This is a genomic window from Pseudoalteromonas sp. P1-25, assembly GCF_001401805.1.
Lineage (GTDB): Bacteria > Pseudomonadota > Gammaproteobacteria > Enterobacterales > Alteromonadaceae > Pseudoalteromonas.
On record NZ_LKDW01000006.1, the window covers coordinates 122,020 to 142,798 of the forward strand.

The 20,779-nt window shown below is 40.6% G+C and carries 24 protein-coding genes; 7 read left to right on the top strand and 17 right to left on the bottom strand.

Annotated elements, in window-relative coordinates; translation table 11 throughout:
- The 4 genes from mpl to folB form a co-directional block, all read right to left on the bottom strand.
- Nucleotides 1-1,356 carry a UDP-N-acetylmuramate:L-alanyl-gamma-D-glutamyl-meso-diaminopimelate ligase gene (gene mpl, locus AN393_RS06105; RefSeq protein WP_055017605.1) on the bottom strand — a complete coding sequence of 452 codons (1,356 nt, stop codon included), beginning with the start codon at nucleotides 1,354-1,356 and terminating at the stop codon, nucleotides 1-3.
- Between the two features lie 175 nt (nucleotides 1,357-1,531).
- Nucleotides 1,532-2,332: an undecaprenyl-diphosphate phosphatase gene (locus tag AN393_RS06110; RefSeq protein ID WP_055014909.1), complete on the bottom strand. Its 801-nt coding sequence runs from the start codon at nucleotides 2,330-2,332 to the stop codon at nucleotides 1,532-1,534.
- The gene (gene folK, locus AN393_RS06115) at nucleotides 2,329-2,817 is read right to left on the bottom strand and encodes a 2-amino-4-hydroxy-6-hydroxymethyldihydropteridine diphosphokinase (RefSeq protein ID WP_055017606.1); all 489 of its coding nucleotides are present in this window, start codon (nucleotides 2,815-2,817) and stop codon (nucleotides 2,329-2,331) included. Before folK ends, AN393_RS06110 begins: the two co-directional genes overlap by 4 nt.
- Nucleotides 2,818-3,177 (bottom strand): dihydroneopterin aldolase, encoded by a 360-nt coding sequence (folB, locus tag AN393_RS06120; RefSeq protein ID WP_055014907.1) that lies wholly within the window; start codon nucleotides 3,175-3,177, stop codon nucleotides 2,818-2,820. It lies immediately after the preceding gene.
- A 230-nt stretch (nucleotides 3,178-3,407) separates the two neighbouring features.
- On the opposite strand from folB, the gene plsY reads away from it, so the two are divergent.
- Nucleotides 3,408-4,019: a glycerol-3-phosphate 1-O-acyltransferase PlsY gene (plsY, locus tag AN393_RS06125; protein ID WP_055014906.1), complete on the top strand. Its 612-nt coding sequence runs from the start codon at nucleotides 3,408-3,410 to the stop codon at nucleotides 4,017-4,019.
- A 2-nt stretch (nucleotides 4,020-4,021) separates the two neighbouring features.
- Here plsY and tsaD read toward each other — a convergent pair whose 3' ends face one another.
- The 3 genes from tsaD to AN393_RS06140 are packed head-to-tail and all read right to left on the bottom strand — an operon-like array spanning nucleotide 4,022 to nucleotide 6,006.
- Nucleotides 4,022-5,035, bottom strand: a complete 1,014-nt coding sequence (gene tsaD, locus AN393_RS06130) for a tRNA (adenosine(37)-N6)-threonylcarbamoyltransferase complex transferase subunit TsaD (RefSeq protein WP_055017607.1) — start codon at nucleotides 5,033-5,035, stop codon at nucleotides 4,022-4,024.
- Between the two features lie 37 nt (nucleotides 5,036-5,072).
- A complete protein-coding gene (locus AN393_RS06135) occupies nucleotides 5,073-5,663 on the bottom strand; it encodes a YjaG family protein (protein WP_055014904.1) in 591 nt (196 codons plus the stop codon).
- Nucleotides 5,647-6,006 (bottom strand): DUF2007 domain-containing protein, encoded by a 360-nt coding sequence (locus AN393_RS06140; protein WP_055017608.1) that lies wholly within the window; start codon nucleotides 6,004-6,006, stop codon nucleotides 5,647-5,649. Before AN393_RS06140 ends, AN393_RS06135 begins: the two co-directional genes overlap by 17 nt.
- 83 nt (nucleotides 6,007-6,089) lie before the next feature.
- Here AN393_RS06140 and AN393_RS06145 point away from each other — a divergent pair, with 83 nt between their 5' ends.
- The 3 genes from AN393_RS06145 to AN393_RS06155 all read left to right on the top strand — a co-directional run bounded on the left by AN393_RS06145 (nucleotide 6,090) and on the right by AN393_RS06155 (nucleotide 8,721).
- The gene (locus tag AN393_RS06145) at nucleotides 6,090-6,527 is read left to right on the top strand and encodes a DUF2721 domain-containing protein (RefSeq protein ID WP_055014902.1); all 438 of its coding nucleotides are present in this window, start codon (nucleotides 6,090-6,092) and stop codon (nucleotides 6,525-6,527) included.
- A gap of 444 nt (nucleotides 6,528-6,971) precedes the next feature.
- Nucleotides 6,972-7,856: a LysR family transcriptional regulator gene (locus AN393_RS06150; RefSeq protein ID WP_055014901.1), complete on the top strand. Its 885-nt coding sequence runs from the start codon at nucleotides 6,972-6,974 to the stop codon at nucleotides 7,854-7,856.
- Between the two features lie 244 nt (nucleotides 7,857-8,100).
- Entirely contained in the window at nucleotides 8,101-8,721 is a 621-nt protein-coding gene (locus AN393_RS06155; RefSeq protein ID WP_055017609.1) for a 2OG-Fe(II) oxygenase, read from the top strand.
- Nucleotides 8,722-8,783: 62 nt separating this feature from the next.
- Here the strand turns inward: AN393_RS06155 and ubiA are convergent, their stop codons facing one another.
- Nucleotides 8,784-9,662, bottom strand: a complete 879-nt coding sequence (gene ubiA / locus AN393_RS06160) for a 4-hydroxybenzoate octaprenyltransferase (protein WP_055017610.1) — start codon at nucleotides 9,660-9,662, stop codon at nucleotides 8,784-8,786.
- Nucleotides 9,659-10,192 carry a chorismate lyase gene (locus AN393_RS06165; protein WP_055014899.1) on the bottom strand — a complete coding sequence of 178 codons (534 nt, stop codon included), beginning with the start codon at nucleotides 10,190-10,192 and terminating at the stop codon, nucleotides 9,659-9,661. The genes ubiA and AN393_RS06165 overlap by 4 nt, the downstream gene beginning before the upstream one ends.
- 154 nt (nucleotides 10,193-10,346) lie before the next feature.
- Between AN393_RS06165 and AN393_RS06170 the strand changes: the two genes are divergently transcribed.
- Complete coding sequence (locus AN393_RS06170; RefSeq protein WP_055014898.1) at nucleotides 10,347-10,745, top strand: flagellar basal body-associated protein FliL; 399 nt, start codon at nucleotides 10,347-10,349, stop codon at nucleotides 10,743-10,745.
- Between the two features lie 2 nt (nucleotides 10,746-10,747).
- Here AN393_RS06170 and glpG read toward each other — a convergent pair whose 3' ends face one another.
- The 6 genes from glpG to AN393_RS06200 all read right to left on the bottom strand — a co-directional run bounded on the left by glpG (nucleotide 10,748) and on the right by AN393_RS06200 (nucleotide 16,010).
- Nucleotides 10,748-11,569 (bottom strand): rhomboid family intramembrane serine protease GlpG, encoded by an 822-nt coding sequence (gene glpG, locus AN393_RS06175; RefSeq protein WP_055014897.1) that lies wholly within the window; start codon nucleotides 11,567-11,569, stop codon nucleotides 10,748-10,750.
- Nucleotides 11,566-11,883 (bottom strand): thiosulfate sulfurtransferase GlpE, encoded by a 318-nt coding sequence (gene glpE / locus AN393_RS06180; RefSeq protein WP_055014974.1) that lies wholly within the window; start codon nucleotides 11,881-11,883, stop codon nucleotides 11,566-11,568. Before glpE ends, glpG begins: the two co-directional genes overlap by 4 nt.
- Nucleotides 11,884-11,949: 66 nt before the next feature.
- Nucleotides 11,950-12,975 (bottom strand): L-threonine 3-dehydrogenase, encoded by a 1,026-nt coding sequence (tdh, locus tag AN393_RS06185; RefSeq protein ID WP_055014896.1) that lies wholly within the window; start codon nucleotides 12,973-12,975, stop codon nucleotides 11,950-11,952.
- A gap of 48 nt (nucleotides 12,976-13,023) precedes the next feature.
- Entirely contained in the window at nucleotides 13,024-14,220 is a 1,197-nt protein-coding gene (locus AN393_RS06190) for a glycine C-acetyltransferase (RefSeq protein ID WP_055017611.1), read from the bottom strand.
- A 168-nt stretch (nucleotides 14,221-14,388) separates the two neighbouring features.
- A complete protein-coding gene (gmhB, locus tag AN393_RS06195) occupies nucleotides 14,389-14,952 on the bottom strand; it encodes a D-glycero-beta-D-manno-heptose 1,7-bisphosphate 7-phosphatase (RefSeq protein WP_055017612.1) in 564 nt (187 codons plus the stop codon).
- Nucleotides 14,949-16,010 carry a glycosyltransferase family 9 protein gene (locus tag AN393_RS06200; protein ID WP_055017613.1) on the bottom strand — a complete coding sequence of 354 codons (1,062 nt, stop codon included), beginning with the start codon at nucleotides 16,008-16,010 and terminating at the stop codon, nucleotides 14,949-14,951. The genes gmhB and AN393_RS06200 overlap by 4 nt, the downstream gene beginning before the upstream one ends.
- A gap of 123 nt (nucleotides 16,011-16,133) precedes the next feature.
- Here AN393_RS06200 and AN393_RS06205 point away from each other — a divergent pair, with 123 nt between their 5' ends.
- Complete coding sequence (locus AN393_RS06205) at nucleotides 16,134-16,862, top strand: 3-deoxy-D-manno-octulosonic acid kinase (protein ID WP_055017614.1); 729 nt, start codon at nucleotides 16,134-16,136, stop codon at nucleotides 16,860-16,862.
- Here AN393_RS06205 and AN393_RS06210 read toward each other — a convergent pair.
- The gene (locus AN393_RS06210; RefSeq protein ID WP_055017615.1) at nucleotides 16,845-17,927 is read right to left on the bottom strand and encodes a glycosyltransferase; all 1,083 of its coding nucleotides are present in this window, start codon (nucleotides 17,925-17,927) and stop codon (nucleotides 16,845-16,847) included. The two genes, AN393_RS06205 and AN393_RS06210, sit on opposite strands and share 18 nt — an antisense overlap.
- Nucleotides 17,924-18,997, bottom strand: a complete 1,074-nt coding sequence (locus AN393_RS06215) for a hypothetical protein (protein ID WP_055017616.1) — start codon at nucleotides 18,995-18,997, stop codon at nucleotides 17,924-17,926. Before AN393_RS06215 ends, AN393_RS06210 begins: the two co-directional genes overlap by 4 nt.
- A gap of 211 nt (nucleotides 18,998-19,208) precedes the next feature.
- Between AN393_RS06215 and AN393_RS06220 the strand changes: the two genes are divergently transcribed.
- Entirely contained in the window at nucleotides 19,209-20,714 is a 1,506-nt protein-coding gene (locus AN393_RS06220; protein WP_055014889.1) for a capsule assembly Wzi family protein, read from the top strand.
- Nucleotides 20,715-20,779: the final 65 nt, after the last annotated feature.

Below are 20,779 nucleotides of genomic sequence, written 5' to 3' on the forward strand. Positions count from 1 at the left end.
TTATTCTCCGCTGTATTTTTTAGCTAAACCATCAACTAAGTGTTGATGTAAGCCATTAAAGCCGCCATTGCTCATAATTAATATGTGCTGATTTGGCATGATATTTTCAAGCACAGTGTCAATAATCATTTGCGTACTATTAAAACACTGCATACCGGCATTATCGGCTTGCGCTTTTAGAGACCAATTTAGGTTATCTGGCTCAAATAGCAGCACGTCATCGGCATCACTTAACGAAGCAAGTAGCGTATGTTGGTGTACACCCATCTTCATGGTGTTTGAGCGAGGCTCTAAAATAGCAATAATTTTTTCATCGCCCACTTTTGCACGTAACCCCGCAAGGGTGGTTTTTATTGCTGTTGGGTGGTGTGCAAAATCGTCGTACACTTTAATGTTATTTATATCGGCTTTAAGCTCCATACGCCGTTTAGGGCTAATAAACTCTTCAAGCGCTGCAATGCTATGATCTACGGCTATACCAACATGGCGCGCTGCCGCGATAGCCATAATGGCATTTTTAACATTATGCTCGCCTATTGCCTGCCAATTAACTGTGCCTTGAAGTTCATTGTTTAAAAGCACATTAAATTGACTACCATCAGCGCTTAATAAGTCATAATGCCAATCACCATTTAGGGTTTCGCTTTCGCTCCAGAGCCCTTGCTTAATAACATCATTAAGCGCTAAATCGTCTTTAGGCCAAATCACTTTGCCACTGTGAGGTAATGTACGCATTAAGTGATGAAATTGTTTTTTTATTGCGTTTAAATCTTCAAAAATATCGGCGTGATCAAACTCAAGGTTATTTAAAATGAGCGTTCGTGGTAGGTAATGTACAAATTTACTGCGCTTATCAAAAAACGCAGTATCGTATTCATCCGCTTCTATTACAAAAAAGGGCGTTTCACCCACTTTAGCTGACACACCAAAGTTTTGTACTATGCCACCAATTAAAAACCCTGGCTTTAAGCCTGCATACTCTAATATCCACGCCAGCATACTTGCGGTAGTGGTTTTGCCATGCGTGCCAGCCACCGCAAGCACCCAAGCATTTTGCAACAGGTTATGTTTAAGCCACTCTGGCCCCGATGTATACGGTAAGCCCTTATCTAACACATACTCTACACAGGGGTTACCTCGGCTCATGGCATTACCAATAACAACTATATCAGGCGCAGGCTCTAACTGTGCAACATCGTAACCTTGGGTTAGCTCTATACCAAACTGCTCAAGTTGAGTGCTCATCGGCGGGTAAACATTTTGATCAGAGCCAGTTACTTTATGGCCAAGTGATTTAGCAATCGCCGCAATACCGCCCATAAAGGTGCCGCAAATGCCTAATATATGAATATGCATAACTTTTTAAATCCTTTGGTACTTCGCACGTCTGTGAAGTTTTATGGCGCTATAATGCCAAATTTTAGGCTTAATGACTACGCGCGTCTCGTCAATTCATTGATGCTAAATCTGCGTTATCAAAATAAAAAAGCCCTCCAACCTAAGTAAGAGGGCTTGTTCGTATTAATTTAAATTACAGCGTTAAAAATACAATTAAACCAACACCCAGTAACAATCTATAAATTACAAACGGCAGCATACCCATTCGTTCTATCACTTTTAAAAACATGAAAATACAGGCGTACGCCGATAAAAACGAAAGGACTACACCTAAAATTAATGTACTCCAATCAACTACATGCTCGCCTAAAGCCAGCTCTATTGTGTAATAAAGGCCCATCATAGAAATAATAGGTATAGCAAGTAAAAACGAAAAACGGGCTGCGCTTTGTTTGTTCATGCCCAGCAATAAACCCGCTGTCATGGTAATGCCTGAGCGAGAAGTTCCTGGGATCATCGCCACCGCTTGAGCAAAGCCAATAAGCAGCGCTGTTTTCCAGTTAAGCTGGTAAATTGTTTTCATTTGCTTACCTTTGGCATCGGCGTACCAAAGTAATAAACCAAAAATAATAGTCGTGGCCGCTATAACCCAGGCACTGCGCAGGTACAGCTCAACAATGTCTTTTAGCAATAAGCCTAGTATCGCAGCTGGTACAGTCCCCAGTATAATCCACCAGCCAAGTTTACTGTCATCGGTGGTACCTTGAGTACCAAACGATTTAAACCAGGCGCTAAGAATATCAGCCACTTCTTTACGAAAATAAATAACAACCGCTATCAACGTACCAACATGTACAGCTACATCAAAAGCAAGGCCTTGGTCTTCCCACCCCAAAATTTGCGAAGGTAAAATTAAGTGAGCGGAGCTCGAAATAGGTAAAAACTCAGTAAATCCTTGTATCAGGGCTAAAATAATTATTTCTAAAATACTCATGGGTTAGAAAACTCCACCTTCCATAGTTTTTGTTGAGGGTTATTATACTCACTCCATAGCGCAGCAATGGTTTGCTTTGCAACGGGGTGATAAAAATTGGGGGCTACTTCACAAAGAGGCTGAAGCACAAAAGCGTTTTTAGTAATTTCATCGCGAGGTAATTGTGCTGGCGAGTCGCAAATAACGTCATCGTAAAAAAGTAGATCTAAATCGAGCGTACGGGGACTAAATTTTTTATCGTCCGCTTTACGCCCGTTATCACGCTCAATTTGTTTTAATAATTTACATACACGTTCAAGCGGCATTGATGTGGTAGCAGCCACCACCGAGTTATAAAAGTTATTACCTTTAAACCCTACCGCTTCGCTTTCAAACACAGATGAGTGCACAATATCTGTGAAATGTTGCTTGAGCGCATCAAGCGCACAACGAATATAATGCGCTTTGTTTATATTTGAGCCTAGGCTGATATAAATTTGCGCCATTTAGCTCATTGCCTTAGTGCGTGTTATTTCTACACCTACCGTGTTTGCTTGCGCCACAGCGGCTGGTTTGCTCACTCTAATTGTTACTTGGGGTGTATTAAATTCGGTTAATATAATAGTCGCTAATTGCTCTACCAAGGTTTCAAGTAGCTCAACCGGCTTAGCCGTAGCGTGTTCAATCACCCGTTCACTTACTTTTGCGTAATCCAGTGCTAAATTTATGTCATCATTTGCTGCTGCAGGCTTTATATCGCTGAGCATTTCAATATCAAAATAAAGGCTTTGTTTACTTTCTTTTTCAAAGTCGTATACGCCAATAATGGTGTCGACGTGTAGTTGAGATATAAAAACCTTATCCATTGATACTCCAAATAACTATAAACACCCTCAAAACATACAATGCATTGATTAAATTAATACTGTATATGCTTTAAGCAGTGTTTAAATATGTAAAAATTACTTCTACAATAGCCATATAGCTAGATTAACTGCAAAAAACAGCAGTTAATAATTTTCACGATAAATTGTGCCGCCAATAATAGCGTAAAAGTGCTATCGATGGGTATAGCAATTAAAAAATAAGGGACTTTGTGTTAGCCATTTTACTGTTTGTTTTAGCCTACTTATTAGGGTCGATTTCATCGGCCATATTAGTGTCTCGGCTATTCAAACTGCCAGACCCTCGCAACAGCGGTTCAAATAACCCTGGCGCCACTAATGTGTACCGTTTAGGTGGGCCTTTTCCTGCGTGCTTAGTATTAATATTTGATATTTTAAAAGGCACCATCCCCGTATGGGGCGCTTATTTTTTAGATTTAACCCCCTTATCACTTGGTTTGGTCGCCGTCGCCGCATGTTTAGGGCATATGTACCCACTATTTTTTAGTTTTAAAGGCGGTAAAGCGGTAGCCACTGCATTTGGCTCATTATTGCCGATTGGTTTATCGCTGGCGGGGCTATTAATAAGTACCTGGATTATTGTAGTTGCTGTGACCCGCTTTTCTTCATTAGGCGCCTTGGTCACGGTGTCGCTTGCGCCACTGTATACGTGGTTGATTAAACCGCTTTACACCCTACCGGTAACCTTTATTACCGTGCTAATTATATTTCGTCATCGCACTAATATTATTCGCCTTTTTAAAGGGGAAGAACCAAAAGTGGGCGCTAAAAAAGCGCCCACTGATAAAAAAAATAATAATTAATGCTAAATCGCTTCTAAGCTGTCTATTGGCCAACGCGGTTTGGTTTTCATGTCGAGGGTGGCAAATTGGCCGGCTTTTAAGCGCTGCATACCGGCGTAGGCAATCATTGCGCCATTATCTGTACAAAACTCAGTACGCGGGTAGTAAACTTGTCCTTTCATGCCCTGCATAACACGCTCAAGCTGTAAACGCAGCTGTGTATTAGCACTCACTCCACCAGCAATCACTAAACGTTTTATCCCAGTGTGTTTAAGGGCACGCTTACATTTAATAACTAGTGTATCAATCACTGCGGTTTGAAACGCATGGGCGATATCTGCTTTGGTTTGTGCATCATCATCATTTTCGCGAATCGCGATAGAAGCCGCAGTTTTTAGACCACTAAAGCTAAAATCAAGACCAGGCTTGTCGGTCATCGGGCGTGGAAAAACAAACCGTTTTGCAACACCTTGCTCAGCCATTTTAGCTAATCGAGGGCCGCCAGGGTAATCAAGCCCTAACAGCTTAGCCGTTTTATCAAATGCTTCACCAGCAGCATCGTCAACAGACTCACCTAATACTTCGTACTGACCTATACCGGCGACTTTTACCATCATGGTATGACCGCCCGATACGAGCAACGCAATAAAGGGAAATTCTGGCACATTTTCTTCAAGCATAGGCGCAAGTAAATGCCCTTCCATGTGATGTACGGCTACAGCTGGAATATCCCAGCCATAGGCTAAAGAGCGGCCAATAGAGGTGCCTACCAATAACGCCCCTACTAAACCAGGGCCTGCAGTGTATGCAATGCCATCTAAATCTTCAGGGCCGCACCCCGCTTGAGCAAACGCAGCATCAATAAGTGGCAGTGTTTTACGAACGTGATCGCGCGATGCAAGCTCAGGCACGACACCACCATAATCTGCATGAACTTTTACTTGACTGTATAACTGGTGAGCCAATAAGCCTTTTTCATCATCGTAAATTGCAATACCGGTTTCATCACACGATGACTCAATGCCTAAAATTCGCACTGTACTTCTCCTGCCTTTTTAAACTTTACTTAATGTATTATAACGCCAAGCCAATGTTGGTTTGCCCATCTGCAATAGCTTGTTTTTTTAGTGCCTTCACGTTTTCAGAAGTTACGCGGCCCATATTTTCTACAAAGTCGATTAGCTCACTCAATACTTCAATTTCATATTGCATTAATGGGTGTTCTCGTACGGCTTTATTATCGGCTACTTCACCTTCAACTGTCATTTGGTATTCAATAAAACGCGCCACTGTAGCTTGGGATATTTTACTAACGCTAATAAATTCTTGCTCGTCTTGCCCCATCAAACCATGCATTAGGCTTAAAAGCGAGGTAGCAGCATCTATTGCGGGGTAAGTGCCAAACATATCAAAGTCGGCAAGCTCGGGGACATTTGGCTCAATTTTTTCTACTTGTTTTTCGAGATCTATTTTACTTTTGGGTAGTAATATTTTTTCCCAGCAAACATTTAACGCACTGCGTAATAAGGCTGCATCACCAAAACCGGTGGCTTCACTAAATAAACCATAATTAGGTAACATACGCTCAATTAAAGCACTTGCTAACACCGCTTTTTGTAAGTAGTTTAGCTCTCTAATACGTTGAAAGTTATTCGCTTTTGTCATTTCTTAACGTCTCACATGACCAACAAAAATCAAATGTTGATCCATTATGCTCATTACAGTTAGGGCATACCCAATCTGGAGCGGATTGTTTTACTTGTTGGTAGTTTACCAATATTTCGCGCGCGTGGCGCTCTTTTATCGAATAAACCTGCACACTAACTTGGGTTTGTTCAAAGGGAATTTCGCCCAAGGCGCCTTGAAGCATTTCACCTTGAATTTGGCACTCAATTCCCGCGCTTAATAACAGCCCTTTGATTATATTTGCCTCTAATGTGTTATCTGCTTTGTAGATCGTTACCCACTGAAAGGCTTGGTGCTTATTATGAGTATTAATATTTTGCAATTATCACCTCAATTATTTTGTGTTTACAATATCCTACGATACTCTACTAAAGTGTATAGCAGGTAACTTTTTAGGACATAACAATGACACTTACTACCCCAGGTTTACTTTTCCCAGCAATCTCACTGCTGCTTCTTGCATACACAAACCGCTTTTTAGTATTAGCGCAATTAATCCGAGAACTAAATTCAAGAGAAGGCGAGTCTATTCGCCCCGTAGTCGTAGCGCAAATAACGAACTTAAGAAAACGCATCAAGCTAATACGCACCATGCAAGTATATGGTGTAGCCTCTTTTTTATTATGTACGCTATCGATGTTTGCCTTATTTATTGAATTTAATACCACGGGCATTATTTTATTTGGAGTAAGCTTAGCGTGCTTAAGCCTGTCGTTATTAACGTCGTTATTTGAAATTCATATTTCGTGCGACGCTATAGAGATAGAGCTACAAAGTATTGAAGATAAGCCCCTCAGTAGCCGCATAACTAAAAACTTTACAAATAAAAATAATAAGTCTTAGCGGTTTATTTTTCTAAAACCATAAACAATAAAAAAGTATTGGCAGACTTGATACTTTAAGTTGCTATGCATCATATCATTACAAATCACTAAGTAAGATTTTCGTATAGCCTTTTTTCTGGCATACTTTTTTATTAATTGATGCTAAATTATGTCTAAAGTATTACTTTTGTACGCTACAAAGAGCCTAAGTTGTTGTATTTAATATTACTTGCTCATTTAACTTAGTTTAAAATAGAGTAATAAATCACTATAACTAAGCCTAATTGGTAATACTTTTAAATGCGTCTGCTCTTTAAATAATACTAAAAGAGGGATATGCTGAGGCAAATATGTCATAAATTTGCAAACACAGTTATATATTAGGCTTCGCTTATAAGCGCTTGAATCTAATATTATTGATGTTCGCGGCACACGCGACTTACTTATAAAAAGGGACTATAAAGTGAGATTTGAACAGTTAGAACAATTTGTAGCGCTTGGTGTGCTACGCCACTTCAGACAAGCAGCCGAACAAACTCAAATAAGTACATCAGCGCTCACACGTAGCATTCAAACCTTAGAAGACGAAATGGGGTACGAACTGGTGAAACGCTCAACCCGTTCAGTCAAATTAACACCCGAAGGTGAGCTGTTTCTTGATTACGCCAAAAACACCCTTGCCGAACTTGAGCATACAAAAAAAAGAATTTCTCAATCTGTTAATGGCAATTCAGATGAAAAATTAGTGATTGGCTATACCAATAAAGCCAGTAGTGTAGTGCCCGTATCATGCGGACAGTTTTTAGCGCAATACCCACATGTAAAAATAGAAATGCAATTGCAAGAACAACATGAACTTGCAAGAAAGCTCCAAGAGGGTGAAATTGATATTAGTGTTTATTCGCAGGCTATTAATAGCATCGGCAGCGACATACACCTACCGGACCAACTGGTGTTGTTTGTTTCTAAACACCACCCGCTAGCGAATAAAAGCGATATCAGCAAACACGACCTAGACAGTTACCCTATGTATGGCTGTTTTTCTCAGTCTAAACAAGTTCAAAGCATGCTTAACGAAGCTATCGATATGCTCAACAAATCAGCGAGTATTAAAGTAGGTAGCATTGAGCAAGTAATGTCAGGGCTGGTTAAGTCAGATCACTTTGCTATTGCAAGTATTGAACACGCCAATACGCTTGCTGAGCACACAGAGCTTGTACAGCTAAAAACAAATAAAGACTTAAGCCACGAACAACTTGTTGTACAAACAAGTCAACAAGCAGCGGTTGGCGAACACATTGACCATTTATTATCGCTTATCAAAAAAGCATCTACCGCGATTAATTAATCCAAGGAAAATAGCATTCAGCGTTGCCCTTAAGCTTTTAAGGGCAGCCCGTTTAGTCAATATTTCACTGTTCTACTCTTCTTTTTGCTAAGGCCTGCAGCACAGCAGCCTAACCTCAAAAGCACTTTTCGTTTATATGCTTACGTGGGAGGTTTTTTATTTGCTTTAGTAGCGCAGCACAAACCATTAGCTATTAAATTTTTTTAGGCTACACTGTCGCACCTTTTTTAATCAACTGACATGAATGAACACACTTTTTAGTCCTGATGTTTATTTAGATGCAATAAAAACCCACGGCTATGTTGTTATCCCTAACGCACTTATTAATGAGCTAGTAGAGAGTTTAATGACCGATTGCCACCGTATAAACCCGCATTTTAGCCTTGCAGGTATTGGCCGCTTAAACGATTTAAAAATAGATAAAACTATCCGTAAAGATAAAACCTATTGGTTTGATGGCAGCTCTCAAGCCCAACTAACTTATCAAGCTCTAATGGAAAGTATAAAAACAACATTTAATCGTCAGTTTTTTATGGGGTTATTTGACTACGAATGCCATTATGCAAAATATACAAATGGGGATTTTTATAAAAAGCACTTAGATGCGTTTAAAGGGCGTTCTAACCGCGTATTTACAACAGTACTTTATTTAAATACGCCCGAGCAAGGTGGCGAGCTTGTTATATACAAACCAAAAAGTAACCACATAGAAATAATAATTAAACCCACCGCAGGGACACTCGTTATGTTTGAAAGCGAGCGATTTGCACACGAGGTATTACCTGCCATTAATGAGCGTTACTCTATTGCTGGCTGGTTTAGAAAGAACGCGTCAATAAGTGGGGTAATTGACCCGCCACGATAAAAAAACATAGCCACAACAACTAGTGGCTATGCTGAGGTTAAATTAATAACGTTGAGATGAAATTAACGCGCAAATACAAATGACAAGAACAAGCCAATAAAAATGGCTAATCCAACATAGTGATTATTTAAAAACGCTTTAAAACATGCATCACGCGCACGTTTATGGATAAGCACTTGCTGATAAATAAGTAACCCAGCGGCAGTACATAAACCAGCAACAAACGCCAAGCCTAGCTGATTAATTAAGCCAATAAGTGCCAACAGCGCTATAAAATTTGCGTTTAATAAAAATATAATGTGACGGTCGTATTTACCAAACAAAATAGCAGTAGATTTAACCCCTATTTTTAAATCATCATCCCTGTCGACCATGGCATACATAGTATCGTACGCTACCGTCCAACAAATATTTGCGGTAAATAACAGCCATGCCTGCAGCGGCAATGTGTCAATTGATGCCATATATGCCATAGGTATTGCCCAACCAAATGCAGCGCCTAAGACCACCTGTGGAAGGTGCGTATAACGTTTCATAAATGGGTAGCAAAAAGCCAGTGCCAACGCCCCAAACGACAATAAAATAGTGTTGATGCCAAGCAGCAATACTAGTACAAAGGCGATGGCTATGAGTAATACAAATAAACTCAATGCTTCACCGGCACTTACTTGTCCGGTGGCTAAAGGACGCCCTGCTGTACGCTTAACTGAGCCGTCTATTTTTCTATCAGCAAAATCATTTATAACGCAGCCAGCACTGCGCATAACAATTACGCCTAAGGTAAATACAATAAAGTTAACTAGACTAGGCATACCATTGTTTGCAAGCCATAGCGCCCAATAAGTAGGCCACAGTAATAATAATGTACCTATAGGCTTATCAACGCGCATAAGTTGAATATAAAAAGGGCTATGCTGTAATTGCAAAGGGGCTAATTTCATGAGTACAAATAGGCTCCGGGTAAAAATACTTCGCACACTAAAAAGTGGTAATCATTAATAGAAAACACACTACGGCGGCCTAGTAACGGGCGCATGGTTAAATTCAACTCTTTAACAAGTGACTGCAGTGCATGCTCTGAGTCAAAGCGTCCTACTTCAATATTGCTGCGGGTAAGTTCAGGGTGTTGAAAAATAACATCGCCTAAAGGGCGTGCCCCCATATTATGCAGTGTTGTTTGTGTACTTGGCAGCCAGCTTTGGGCATACACCATAGGTGCATTGTCACACAATAAAAGCACCTCACGCTTAAGTGCTTTATTTGTGTTTGAACCAAGTAATTGCTGCTGTGCATCACTTAAAGTAAAAGTTTGCTCATTAAGCACTTTTACACTAAAACTTTGTGCATTACTTTTCAATTTAGCGGTTAACGAATGTGGCTCAAATAGCCACTCTTGTTCTAACTCAGATAAGTTATTTACCAAAGATGCACATTGCCAATTGGCAGATATAGAAAGCGGAAATGTAATCACAATAGCTCAATAAAATAAAAACCGAGACGATGATAACATTGCCAAAGCATTTGAAAAAGTGATGTTTTACTGCCGATAAATAATTGTAGAAGCTGTTTATTAAGCGCTATTAAGTATAAACTATTTGTATTAAGAAAATGGAAACACACTAAAGATGAAAAAAATAGTATACGCAGGTTTTTTAGCACTATGCCTAAGCTGTTTTAGCTTCTGGGCAAAAGCACAATCCACAGTGGGTTATTTTGGTTTTGAGCCAGATATAATTACCAATTACATAGGTGCCTCAAGTAAGAAAATGGGCTATGTACGCGTGACTATAGACTTAATGCTTAGCAATAACGCAGACATTGCAATTGTAGAGCATCACACTCCACTTTTACGCGATGCATTAGTAGAAATACTCTCAAAAGAGCCTGAAGAAAAAATAAAGTCGCTTACTGGGCGTGAAGAAATTAGAGCAAAGTGTGCTGAAAAATTAAAAAGCCTGTTAAAAGAAGAAACAGGCCAAGAGATTATCCGTGAAGTATTATTTACTAAGTACTTATACCACTAAGCTCACGCTTTTTTAGCATTAAATAAATGAGCGGTTACGGCGTAAGCCATGCCGCTTAAAAGCCCACCTAAATGTGCCCAATTAGCCATACCAACAAATAAAACATCTGCAAAGCCAAGTATTAGCCAAATTAACATAAAGCCAACAATCGCTGTGCTCACTAGCGCAGGCTGCTTAGGGTTTAAATAGCCGTGAATCCAACAAAAGCCCAATAACCCATACACAACACCGCTTAACCCGCCGAAATTGGGGCCCACTATTATAAACTGGGCCCAGTTACTAATCAGTGCAGTAACCACAAATAATCCGACTAAACTGAGCTTACCGCATTGTTTTTCAATATTATCGCCAAGCGACATCCACCAAATTAGGTTAAATACAATGTGCATTGCACTAAAATGAACAAGTGCCGGCGTAAACCAGTTCAGTGGTTGGCTCGGGTTAAACTGCAAAGCAGTGTATATTTGCTCAAAACCACCCAATAAAAATGCAAAGTAAATAGCAACGCTTACAATACTGACGGTTTTATTCAGCCAGCTTAGTGCTTTAAAGCGCGCCACTAAATTAAGCGACTGCCCTTGGTACGTTAAGCCAGATTGTGTGCTGCCAACATCCCAAGAGGCTTGTTGATAGCGCTGATGATTTGGGTTTTGTACAAACTCAGCCCATAGCGGTTGCACCTGATGAAAATGTTCAGGCTTAACGCTTATAACCACATTGCTGCCATCAGGTGAGTGTAACTGCCCTTCTAAGCCTTGGCTTTTTAAGTAGTCTATAAACCCTTGCGCAGCGCGTGGGTTATTTAAGCTACCTAATTCAATCATCGCTCTACTTGCTCGCTGTAAGCCGCTTCCCAAGCAGTAAAGCCACCATCCATGCTGTAAACATCTTCAAAACCCTGCTCGACTAGGTAGCTCGCCGCACCTTGTGAGCTCATACCGTGGTAGCAAACAATAATAATGGGCTGATCAAACTCTTTTTCCATCATAAATTGAGCTATATTGGCATTTGAAAGCGCTTCAGAGCCAGGGATATGCCCTGCTTGGTACGAGTTAGGATCGCGTATATCTGCAATTACTACGTCTTCTTTATCAAGTAGCTCATGTGTTTGTTCTATAGATATATGTTTAAAAGCCATTAAAATCTCTTTATAAATTAAATAAAAAAAGGCGGCCACAGCCGCCCTTCTTGTAATTTTGTAGAATTAATCCCAGTTTAAAATTACTTTTCCTGACTGACCTGAGATCATCATATCAAAGCCAGCTTGGAAGTCATCTACAGAATACTGATGCGTAATAATTGGATCTAAATTAAGACCAGACTGAATCAAACTTGCCATTTTGTACCAAGTTTCAAACATCTCGCGGCCATATATACCTTTTATTACTAAGCCCTTAAAAATTACTTGATTCCAATCTACTGCCATGTCTGAAGGTGGAATGCCTAACATGGCAATTTTACCACCGTGGTTCATGTTATTTAACATAGAATTGAATGCGCTTGGTACGCCTGACATTTCAAGGCCTATATCAAAACCTTCTGTCATGCCCAGGTCATTCATTACATCTTCTAACTTATCATTGGCAACGTTAACGGCACGAGTAGCGCCCATTTTACGCGCAAGCTCAAGACGGTATTCGTTAACATCGGTAATCACAACATGGCGAGCCCCCACGTGCTTCGCTACGGCTGCTGCCATAATACCAATTGGCCCTGCTCCCGTAATAAGTACATCTTCGCCTACTAAATCAAACGATAAAGCAGTGTGCACTGCATTGCCAAACGGGTCAAAAATAGACGCCAACTCATCAGAAATATTGTCGGGAATTTTAAACGCATTAAAGGCAGGAATCACTAAGTACTCTGCAAATGCACCTTCACGGTTAACGCCCACGCCGGTGGTATTTCGGCATAGATGTACACGACCAGCACGACAGTTGCGACAATGCCCACAGGTAATATGACCTTCGCCAGATACGCGATCACCCACTGCAAAGCCGCGTACTTCTTGGCCCATATCAACCACTTCACCTACGTATTCGTGGCCAACAACCATAGGCGTAGGAATAGTTTTACTCGCCCATTCGTCCCATTTGTAAATATGAACGTCGGTGCCGCAAATTGCCGTTTTACGAATTTTAATAAGTAAATCGTTATGGCCAACTTCAGGCTTTGGCGCATCTGTCATCCAGATACCCGGCTCTGCTTTTAATTTAGATAATGCTTTCATAGTTAACACTCAACTAAAAACCGAGGACTGACCTCGGCTTATAAAAATTTAAATTACACCCATTTCTTTACCAATACGGGTAAAGGCTGCAATAGCGGTATCTAGCTGTTCAATGCTATGTGCAGCAGAGATTTGTGTACGAATGCGCGCTTGACCTTTTGGCACAACGGGGAACGAAAACCCAGTAACATAAATGCCTTCTGCAAGTAGCTTGTCTGCCATTAGTGACGCTACTTTTGTATCGCCAAGCATGACAGGAATAATGGCATGATCTTTACCCGCACAAGTAAAGCCAGCAGCTTCCATTTGCTCACGAAAATATTTTGCATTAGACCAAAGTTTAGCGCGTAACTCGCCACCATTTTCAAGCATTTCGAGCACTTTAATAGACGCTGTCACAATTGAAGGCGCTAAGGAATTTGAAAATAAATAAGGACGAGAACGCTGACGCAGCCATTCAACAATCTCTTTTTTACCCGATGTATAACCGCCTGATGCACCGCCCAGCGCCTTACCTAGCGTACCGGTAATAATATCTACACGGTCAAGCACATTACAGTACTCAGGGGTGCCTTTACCATTTTCGCCAACAAAGCCTACAGCATGCGAGTCATCAACCATTACTAATGCATCGTACTTATCAGCTAAATCGCACACAGCCTCAAGGTTACAAATTACACCATCCATTGAAAACACGCCGTCGGTGGCTATTAATTTTGTTTTAGCGCCGGCTTCATCAGCTGCAATTAATTGTTTTTCAAGATCCACCATGTCGTTATTAGCATAACGAAAGCGTTTAGCTTTACATAAGCGAACACCATCAATAATTGATGCGTGATTGAGAGAGTCAGAAATAATAGCATCTTCAGCGCCTAAAATAGTTTCAAATAGGCCCGCGTTAGCATCAAAACAAGACGAATATAAAATGGTGTCTTCGGTTTCTAAAAACTCACTAATTTTTTGCTCTAGTGTTTTATGGATATCTTGCGTGCCACAGATAAAACGTACTGAGGCAACACCAAAGCCATGGTCGTCTAAACCATCTTGCGCAGCTTTAATTAATTCTGGGCTATTTGCTAAACCTAAGTAGTTGTTAGCACAAAAATTAATAACTTTATCGCCAGACGCAACCTCTATCTGAGCTTGTTGCTGCGAGGTAATAATACGCTCACTTTTATACAAACCTTGCGCTTTAACGTCTTCGATTTGCTCTTGTAGTTGGCTAAAAAAAGCAGATGCTCTCATCTGTAGTCTCCAATTAAATGAACGGGTAAACAACAACATTAAAGCCACTGTTTATGATGGGATGTATTGTAAAAGTTTAACGCGTAAAATGCACGGTTTGCAGTTCATCGCAAACACCCGAATTGGCAGGAATTCCTGCCACTTTACAGATGAACAAGAAGGCTCAATCTAAAGAGTGATAACTGTCGGTAAATCACGTATCGAGTTAATCACGAGATCAGCATGTTGCTTGGCACTTTCATCTATATGCTGGCCTGAACGCACCAGAACGCGCGTTGCAATATGTGCTTTTTCTGCCGCTTGCATATCGCTGAGTTTATCCCCTACCATAACACTGCTAGAAGGGTGAACACTATGCTCTTGCATAGCTTGTAACAGCATACCTGGCGCTGGTTTTCTGCACTGACATTGTTTTAAATATTGCGCTAGCGCTTTTTTGGGGTGGTGCGGGCAAAAGTACACATCTGTAATTTTAATATTATGCTCACTAAATTGAGTTTTCATCCACTGTGTTAAGGCTAAGAAGTCTTCTTCAGTGTAGTAACCACGGCCTATTCCCGATTGATTAGTCACTATAATAATTTTATAACCTGCATCATAAAATGCTTTACAGGCACTAAACACACCCTCTATGAATTCAAATTTTTCACTTTGATATACATAGCCATGATCAATATTTACCACGCCATCGCGGTCTAAAAAAAGCGCTTTGTTTTTTTCTTGTACACTCATTTGATAAACTCTTTTTGTACCACATGGTCAAACATAGCTTTAACACTGTCTACGGTTATTTGGCTCATTAAGTCATCGCCCTTAACGCGCGTCCCCCAAGGCAATTGTTGCGCTGTTTTACCCGTTTGCTTTAGCAAGTTTTGATGATATACCTCAACTACATAGTCTTGATATAAATAAGGGCCTGTACGTGCAGGATTAGAATGCGCATATAAACCAATAACCGGCGTACTTACCGTTACCGCCATATGTGCAGGGCCAGTATCGGGAGCGAGTACTATATCAGCGCGCTTAAGCACACATAGCAGCTCTTTAAGTTTTGTTTTACCTACTAAGTTTAAAATAGTGCAGTGACTGTGTTTTATAATTTGGTTAGCTAAATTAATCTCAAGCTCAGTTGGGCCGCCCGTTAGTACCACGTTAAAGCCCTGATCATGCGCGTAATCAGCAAGCGCTGCGTAGCGCTCAGGCAGCCAGTTGCGCTGGGCTTTACTGGCCGCAGGCGATATCACCAATAGTTTACCTGACAAATACGCAGGCCCTAACAACTCATCTGCTTTTCTCTCATCCGCTAAGGTATAAGGCATATCCCAGGTAGGTGAATAGTTTTTAACACCAATGGCCTGCGCAAAGCCTTTAAACCCCTCTAACACATGCGCTTCTTTTTGTGGGGCTATTCGTTTATTTATAAACAAGCTGTGTAATTCTTTTGAACGAGCCCAATCAAAGCCTATTTTCACTTTAGCCGGAATACAGCGCGCAACAAAGCCAGCTCTTAATGCAACTTGCATATTAAGTAGCACATCAAACTGTTGCCCTTTAAAAGAATGTTTTAATTTTTTAAGTGCATCTTTACCTTGTTTTTTATCAAAAACCACCAGCTCAACCCCAGGTAAGTCGGCAAGCAACATAGCCTCTACTTTGCCCATAACCCAGGTTATTTTTGCATTGGGGTGTGTTTTTTGAATCGCTTGTACAGCACTAACAGCATGACAAACATCACCAATGGCAGAGAGTCTTAAAATACAAATTGAGGAGTAATTAGGCACTTGAGTCATGCGTTCCATTTGGCTTTAAATAATAGACTGCGATCTTAAATTATACTCGCGCTAATGCAAGCACTTATGCTGCGCTATAAAACACGTTAATATACACGTATTATTGAATTACTTTAACGAGCTATGTTTAAAACACTAACGCAAGGCAAACACACTATTTTAAGCCACCCCGATTATACTAACGAGGTTAATTTAAATTGGTTTGATGCAGATTACTGGCAACAACAAAATAAAATAGTCGGCGCTAAAAAAGGCCGTGCCACAGCCTGGTTTTTTAAACACGATAATTTAACCGCTGTACTTAGACACTACTGGCGAGGTGGTTTAGTGGGTAAGTTATTAAGCGATCAATACCTTTACCCTGGCCTTGAAAGCACCCGCGTGTATAAAGAGTTCAGCTTAATGATAACGCTTATTGAGCTTGGTTTAAATGTGCCAAAACCCATTGCCGCTAAAGTAACAACCACAGGCTTAATTTATCGTGGTGATATAATTACTGAGGCTATAAAAGGGGCTAAAAGCCTGCTCGATATCTTAATTGAACGCCCACTAACAGAAGATGAGCTCAAGCGCATTGCCAGTACTGTGGCTCTCTTTCACTCAAAAGGCGTGTATCACGCGGATTTAAATATAAATAATATTTTATTTAATGAAACGGGTGACGTTTATATTATCGACTTTGATCGCGGTGAAATAAAACCATTAAATAAACAGTGGCAACAAAGTAATATGGCTCGTTTAGAGCGCTCATTTTTAAAAGAGCAAGGACGCAACAACGCATTTTATTGGCAAGATAATGACTGGCAAACATTATTAACGCTTTATAAAAGCCAGTTAACCACACAAAGCTAGGTATTGCTTAGCAACTTGGTCGGCCGTTACCTTTTGTAAAATATCGGCATTAGCTACATTAGGCTTAGTGTTTAAAACCAGCTCAATTTTAGCTGCTAGCTCATCGCTATTCCCTACCGGCGCTAAATATTTGGCTAAGTCGTTTGTTAAAATTTCACTCGGCCCAAACGTGCAGTTAGTACTTACCACTGGCGTACCCACAGCGAGTGCCTCAATTAACACAGTGGGGAGCCCTTCAAAATCAGAGCTTAAAACTAACGCCTCGGCCTGCTTTATCCAGTTATACGGATTTTGTTCAAACCCAGGCACTATAAGTTGCTCCTCAATACCATGCGCTTTGGCAAGCTTAAATGCTTTACTAGGCTTATTGCATAGAAGGACTAATTTGTATTTTTTATCAAGCTTTGCAAATGCCGCAAATAAAATATCATGGCGCTTTTGTTTAGCTAACCGCCCTACATGAATAATATACGGCGATTGCGGAATTTGCGCATTCACCTCATTTGAGAGCCGCTTTATATCTTCTAAATTAAAGGGATTATAAATAGTGGTGATGGCGCTTGGGCTAATTAAACGCCCTTGAGTAATTTCGTGCTCTACCCCTTTAGACACGCACACCAAAGATTTTCCGTTTAAGTTTTGCTTTGACTTTTTAAGGTAGTGATAAGATAGCGGGCCTAATTTTTTTTGCCTAGCAAGCTCTGCATTAACAGAGTTATGCATAACAAAGTGAACATTTTTAATCTGGCTTTTAGCCAATAAGTTATTGCTTCTATCTAAATTGCTAAGTACTAAATCTATGGGGCCAGTTTGTTTTTGTTTTTTATTAAACCACGCTTCTAGCTTTGCTACACTTTTATTTATTTTCCAAAAACGATCCACTTTAGTGGCTTTATCGGTGAATAAACTTTCAACCTTAATACACGCAGGGATAGTGTATTCATATTTATTAGCCAACGATAAAATAGTCACGCTATGCGCTTTTATTAACTGCTGAGCAAGGGTTAACATCACTTTTTCGGCGCCGCCACCCGCTAATGAATCTATTACAATCACTATATTCATCTATCGGCAACCATTAGCATGCTTTTAACCCCTTGCGTTATTTCTTCATAGCTATGCGTGCTTTCAAGCAAAGCGTATTTTTCTAATAGCTGGTTAAAATCAGGCTCTATTAGCAAAGCACTGACTTTATTTACTATGTCTTGAATTTCAAAGTTCGCTTTAATTACCACACCGGTTGTGGTGCAACTTGCTAAGCGTTGTGTTTGATCTTTTGAAATAGCACAGGCTACAACAGGTGTTTTAACCGCAATGGCTTGCAATAGGGTATCGCCAGCACTTAACAGTGCAAACTTTGCTTGTTCCATAAGCGACAAAAACTCACTATTTTCTAACGTATTTAAATTTAAAACCGCATTTGATACTGGCAACGCTTTATTATAGTTAGGGCCAAATACCACCACTGCTTTTAACCCTGTTTGTAATGAAACCTGCTCTGCGGCGGCAAAAAATACATCTGCACAGTTTTGGTTATCTAGCATATGACCGCCAGAGCCTGCACTCACAATAAAGTAGCCTTGTTCATCAAGCTGATATTTTTTTAACACCTGTTTGGTATCGCACGCTGATGAAAATGCTATGTAAGGGCCCACATTTTTAGGCATAGCCAAAGAAAACATATCTATTTTAGCTCTTTCAGCCCAGCTCAGAGGTTCAATGCAATAATCGGGCTGTACCACCCAATGGCTATCAATTAAATTAATACGGTTAAGCTTTAACCCTTTCGCTCTTTTTTTGGCATGTTGAGAAATAAACACCACTTTGGCGCCCACTTTTTTGGCCGCTTTCATGTGAGCTGCGCGCCCTGCACAGTCAAATATAACAATGTCAGGTTTAAAATCAGCGATAACTTCACACACTTTATCGCGCTCTTTAGTTGCAGAGCGCTCAAGCAAGGTGGCATCAAATGGGCAGTTTTTAGCGTAGGCCGTGTGTTTATTTAAAACAAAATGGATACTAAGTGAACCTGGGCATTCACTTTCTAAGCTTTGAGCTAGCAACAACGAGCGCATGTATTCGCCTATTCCTTGTGGCGATGATACGGGTATGAATAAAAGTCGTTTGTTGCTCATTGCATTCTCTATTTCCTATTTGCGCAGCAGTATACCAATCCCATTGTTTTTACGATAGCTAGGTTACATTTTTATACACAAATTTAACGCCATAAAATAGATTATTTACTGCAATAGCCTTGCTAGATTGGTAAACTTAGCCGCAATCTTAATCACAAGGATCTGAACTTTGCGAAACAGAATTTTTCTACTTTCTTCTCTTTTTTGCGCTATGAGCGCATCAGTAACGGCAGAGCCCTGGGTAAAGCCAGACGATTACGGACTCAGAGCCGATATACAACAGCTGGCTGATGCCGGTGTTATTTTAGCGCCTGTAACCACCTACCCGCTAATGTGGAAAAGTTTTATTGGGGAGTTAGAATCGAGCAAGCTTGAACTTTTATCTCCTAGCCTGCAAGATGCATTACTTCGTGTAAAACATCGTTATAAGTCAGAAAACAGTAGCTCGCACAGTGTACAACTCTCAGCGTTTGCTGCATCAGACCCAATTATAGCCACCAGCTTTGGAGCAACCAACACACAGGAGTCTGAGCTTTCTGCGGCCTACGCTTACCTTGGCGATAATTTTGCAGCAAAGGTAGCCGTTAATTACCGAAACGATGGTAAACAATGCTTAGTTGATGGCAAAACGACCAATGATATAGCCACTAACGAACAGGCGCTTGAAGAGTGTAACGATACCTCATTTGACGATAGCTACTTAGCCTACCGCTTAGGCAATTGGATTTTTAGAGCCGGTGCCGTAGAGCAGTTTTGGGGCCCGGGTGTTGATAACAGCTTAATTATGTCAGGTAATGCAAAGCCACTGCCAGCACTGAGTGTAACCCGTGAGCAAAGCACAGCGTTTGAAACGCCTTGGTTAAGTTGGCTTGGCCAATGGAGCTTTACCGCGCAAATGGCAAAGCTAGAATCAACCCGCGTTATTCCTGATGCATTACTTTGGAGTAGCCGTGTTAACTTTCGCCCAATTCAACAGCTTGAAGTTGCTTTAAGTTGGTCTGCACAGTGGGCTGGCGAAGGCCAACCAAGCTCGGCAGGTGATTTTATTGATGTAATTACTGGGCAAACAAATTGTATTGATGGCAATGAAAATTGCGATAGTTCCCTAGAGTCTAAAATCGGTAATCAGCTTGCTGGCATAGATGTGCGTTGGTCTGACACTTTATTTAGTCATCCTTATGCCATTTACGCAAGTACAATTGGCGAAGATGCCAGCTCGCAATTTAAACCAGCCGACAGAGCATACTTATTTGGCGTACAAACTACGCAGCGCATTTACAATCAAAATGTGCTCGTTAACGTTGAATACATAGACACAGGTGTATCGTGCTCGGCCGAGTCAACCAATGAAAACTGCTACTACGAACACTCAGATTATAATTCGGGCTATCGTTACCATGGTCGCACTATTGGCTCAACCTATGATAACGATGCACAGTCAGTCGTGTTAACACTACTTGGCCAACTTTCAAATGGCGATGACTGGCAAGTAAAGCTGCGTAGCGTTGATTACAACAGCGATAATCGCGATCGCTACCCTAACAACCCAGACTTAGGTAATACAATTACCAAAACTGGTTATAACTCAAAACAAGTTGAGCTTCGTTACAGACAACTTGCAATGGGTGGGCGCTTAACGCTCGGTGCTTTTGCATCAAACAATGATGGCGCTGAAAACGACACATCAGCGTTTGCTAAATACGAATATAACTTTTAAACCCTATATTTAAAAATAGCATTTAGAAGTTAGTATTTAGAACAAAAAAGGGTTGAAAACGCAGT